General features: G+C 66.7%; 4 protein-coding genes. 1 reads left to right on the plus strand and 3 read right to left on the minus strand.

Translation table 11 applies throughout. The features are described 5' to 3' along the window. Window positions 1–79 precede the first annotated feature (79 nt). Window positions 80–373 (minus strand): hypothetical protein, encoded by a 294-nt coding sequence (locus tag ACFV9O_RS39900; RefSeq protein ID WP_385427890.1) that lies wholly within the window; start codon window positions 371–373, stop codon window positions 80–82. Between the two features lie 100 nt (window positions 374–473). On the opposite strand from ACFV9O_RS39900, the gene ACFV9O_RS39905 reads away from it, so the two are divergent. Further along, on the plus strand, window positions 474–626 hold the full coding sequence (locus ACFV9O_RS39905) for a suppressor of fused domain protein (RefSeq protein ID WP_385427893.1): 153 nt from the start codon (window positions 474–476) through the stop codon (window positions 624–626). A 273-nt stretch (window positions 627–899) separates the two neighbouring features. Here ACFV9O_RS39905 and ACFV9O_RS39910 read toward each other — a convergent pair whose 3' ends face one another. Together ACFV9O_RS39910 and ACFV9O_RS39915 are read right to left on the minus strand one after the other, a co-directional pair. Further along, a complete protein-coding gene (locus ACFV9O_RS39910; RefSeq protein ID WP_385427896.1) occupies window positions 900–2513 on the minus strand; it encodes a TerD family protein in 1614 nt (537 codons plus the stop codon). A 738-nt stretch (window positions 2514–3251) separates the two neighbouring features. Further along, on the minus strand, window positions 3252–3326 hold the full coding sequence (locus tag ACFV9O_RS39915; protein WP_385427899.1) for an excalibur calcium-binding domain-containing protein: 75 nt from the start codon (window positions 3324–3326) through the stop codon (window positions 3252–3254). Window positions 3327–3389: the final 63 nt, after the last annotated feature.

Below are 3389 nucleotides of genomic sequence, written 5' to 3' on the forward strand. Positions count from 1 at the left end.
CACCGCCACCGACAACGACTGACGAACCACCGAGGCCGCACAATGGCTCACGATTGAACCGTTCGAACTGGTCCCAAATTCAGCCGTTGCCGACAGCGTTCTTATCGAGGGGCACTCTGTGGAGGTCGTCGACTACGACCTCGGGACGGAACGGCGAGCGGTGGTGCCCGATCTGCGAGTTCTCGTTGTAGGTCCCGGTCCCCGCAGCGACAGCTGGGCCTATGTGACCGCTGGGTGCTGGGCCGCGATGGAGAAGGACGGTCATGGACTTGAGTTCGTCATGACCGCCCACGTCCGCGACCAGCGGTTCATCGAGCTCATGGCGATGATCGCCTACTACCACTGCGGAGGACATCAGCTCGACCTGGAGCACAGCATGCCGGTCGGTGAACCGTGGGTGCCGGGTTCAACCTGCGATCACCTGTTGATCAGCCTGCCCTATCTCCACGGACCCGACCTGGAACACTGTCCCGTTGCCGGGGGGCCACGCCCGCATCCTGTGGACCCTGCCCGTGACAACAGCCGAGATCGAGTTCCGCAGGCGTCACGGGCACGAGGCGTTGGAGCAGCTCTTCGACGAGGCAGAGATCATCCCCACCGATCCTTTCAGGGCGTCGGTCGCCTGAGATTCTGGCCTCCGGCGGTCACCGTTCGTGGTCGCCGGGGGCGTATCGGCTCCAGGTTCCTCCGGCTTCGCTAATGGGCTGCAACCCCCCGGGGGTTGCAGCCCATCTATGACCGGACAGCCCGGACACATTCGCTTAGAGCTGTCCGGTGTGTTTCCGCTGCCGCTCCGGTAGCCCGGCCACGCGGAGAAAGACACCCCAGAGCCGACACTGGCTGGCCAAGCCCGCCGGGTGCCAGCCCGTGACAGGCTCAGGAGGTGCCTTGGACCCGAGTCATTCCACGTCTACGCCGTGGGCTCGGGCGAGTCCGTCAAGGCCGTCGGCCCAACCTTGGCCGATCGCGCGAAGCTTCCACGTGGGCTGGTCGTTGGCCGTGTGCCGGTAGAGCTCCGCGATGACCATGGCGCGGATGTCGGGATCGGCGGGCGGCTTGAATGCCCAGGCGGCCCCGGTGCCACAGTCCATGGAGAGCGAGGCATGAGTGAGGGAGCCGCATGTGAGGCCGGAATCGACATCCATGTTGATCGCGATCGTGATCCGCTGGATGTGAGCAGGTAGAGCCGCGAGGTGGACGGCTGCGCGTTCAACGGTGTGCTGGCCTTCAGACTGCTTGCCCAGGAGGCGTGCCGCGCCGTGGACGGCGGAGGGTTGGTTGTAGAAGACGAAGTCCTCGTCGGAGGCCACGCGACCCTCGCCGTTCGTCAGGAACAAGGTGAGATCCGCGTCGGCGCCGACGAAGGTGAAGGCGATATGCAGTCCTTGCCAGGCTTCTTCGGGCAGCGCCAGGGTCTGTCCCGGAATGAGCACCGTCGGGGCGGCGTGCCCCAGTGCAGTGGGGGCGGGCGACAGCGACGGAGAGGTCTGACTCTTCCACTCGGCGAAAGGGCGAATCCGATAGTGATCCTGGGCGGGAGCGTGATGGGCCGCCGGGACGTTGGCGCGCAGGTCCCCGTCCAGATCGGCTAGGGAAGTGTCACCAGAACTGGCCTCGTCCTGGGCGTGGTCGAGCAGGTTCTGCAGGCCGGGCAGTCGGCTGGTGTCCAGAGGCTTAATCGTGGTGGGCAGGTTGCCGGAAGCCGTTGTGCTGACCGAGCATGCGACGTCCTGGCCGATGTCGAGGAACCGCAGGGCATCTCCCGGCTCCCGCCAGGGGCCAGCTTCAATGGCCTGGCGCGTCCAGCGGCCATACGCCACGAATCCGAGTCGCTGCGTGTCCGGCAGTCGTGTGAGCACAGCCAGGTCGATGGCATTGATCCCCGGTGCGGTGGCGAATCCCTCCTTGAGCGTAGCGATGATGTTCGACCCCATGGACGTGAGCCACCACAGGGTGCGGTCTCGCTTATTGAGTGTCTTGAGGGTGGGGCGCCCACTGGACGTGACCCCAGGCGTCTGGCCGGGCAACGAGTCGATGTCCTGGTGCCGCATCACTACAGACAGAACCGAGCCGTCGACTCCTACCGCGCAACCCGCGGCAGGGTTGTCGGCGAAGGCATAGTTGACCACCTCGCAGACGGTCTCCTCGTCGTTCGCCACGAGGGCCTGCCACCACTGTTCGGCCTCGGCGGCCAGTTGCCCGTGAACGGCATGGAGGCGAGTCTGTTCAGCGGCCAGATAGGCCGGAGCGTCCTCCTCAGCCTTCCTCTTCGCCGCCGCTTTCTCAGCGCGTGCAAACACGCCCAGCCCCATGAGGTGGAAAGCCTGTGCTTCTGCCAGGGCCCAGGGCATCCCCAGCTGAGGAGGCCCCGGTACCACCGGCTGGTGAACCGGCTGAAAGGACTGCAAATGCACGCTGGTCGATTGCTGCCGCAGCTCCCGCAACTGCACGATCGCGGCATCGCGTTCCGCCTCCTGCTGAGCCCGCTCGGCTTGACGGCGAGCGCGGTCCAACTGTGCCGCCGACGGGGCGACGGCCCGGGAACGGGTGGTGCGACTCGTACTGGTGCGCCGGCGTCCTCCCCCCAGCGAACTGGAGGCGTAGAAGGGCCCCAGCCCGGATGAGATCCGGGTGCCGCCGCCCCCCATGCTGATCCGTGCCGCCCGGGGCCCCACGGACGTCCGTACCCCTCGAGTCGAGACTCGCACGCTCAATCCAGGTACACCGACGCGAAAGCCGAAGCCCATGGTCCCTCCCCATTTCTTCGCAGGGAGTCTGCCACCGCCGAGATACCGGCACCGGGGATTGAAGCAAGTTTGCGCTTTCTGCCCCACCATCCAGCCGCACAGCGTCGCCGACGGCCGCAACACTCGGGGGCAGCCCGTCTGCGACCGGCGAGTGCGGAAGCCTTCCCTTGCGGCCGTCCGGCCCGTTGACGTGGTCAGCTCTTCGAGCCCGTCCGCGGATGGGTGACCGGACACCCCGGACATCTGCGGTGTGGACTGTCCGGCGTGTTCTCGCTGGTCACAGCCTCAACCGGACAGTCGGACAGCTGGGACACCGACCGTCAACGCCGCAGGCCCGCAACACCCTCCTGTCGGCGGGACACCGCCCACGACACAGCCCAGAGAGCCGCGCTGTGAGCTGTCCGGGTTATTTGCGCAGGTCACAGACCTAGCCGGACCGTCGGGATCTTCTCCCAAGCTCCCCCTGCGTCCTGCGCCTGCCCCCCGTGGGCGGGAGCTTGCGTGTCAGCTCCACTCGCAGCCGGTGCCGTCACCGTCGCGGTCGAGGCGCGGGGTTTGGGGTCGCAGGCCGCCCAGCACACCATTAAGAAGGTCCGCGACGCCTATTCGACGCTGAAGGCCAACATCCGGGCCGGGAACCTC

It is taken from the genome of Streptomyces sp. NPDC059909 (genome assembly GCF_042730885.1).
GTDB lineage: Bacteria > Actinomycetota > Actinomycetes > Streptomycetales > Streptomycetaceae > Streptomyces.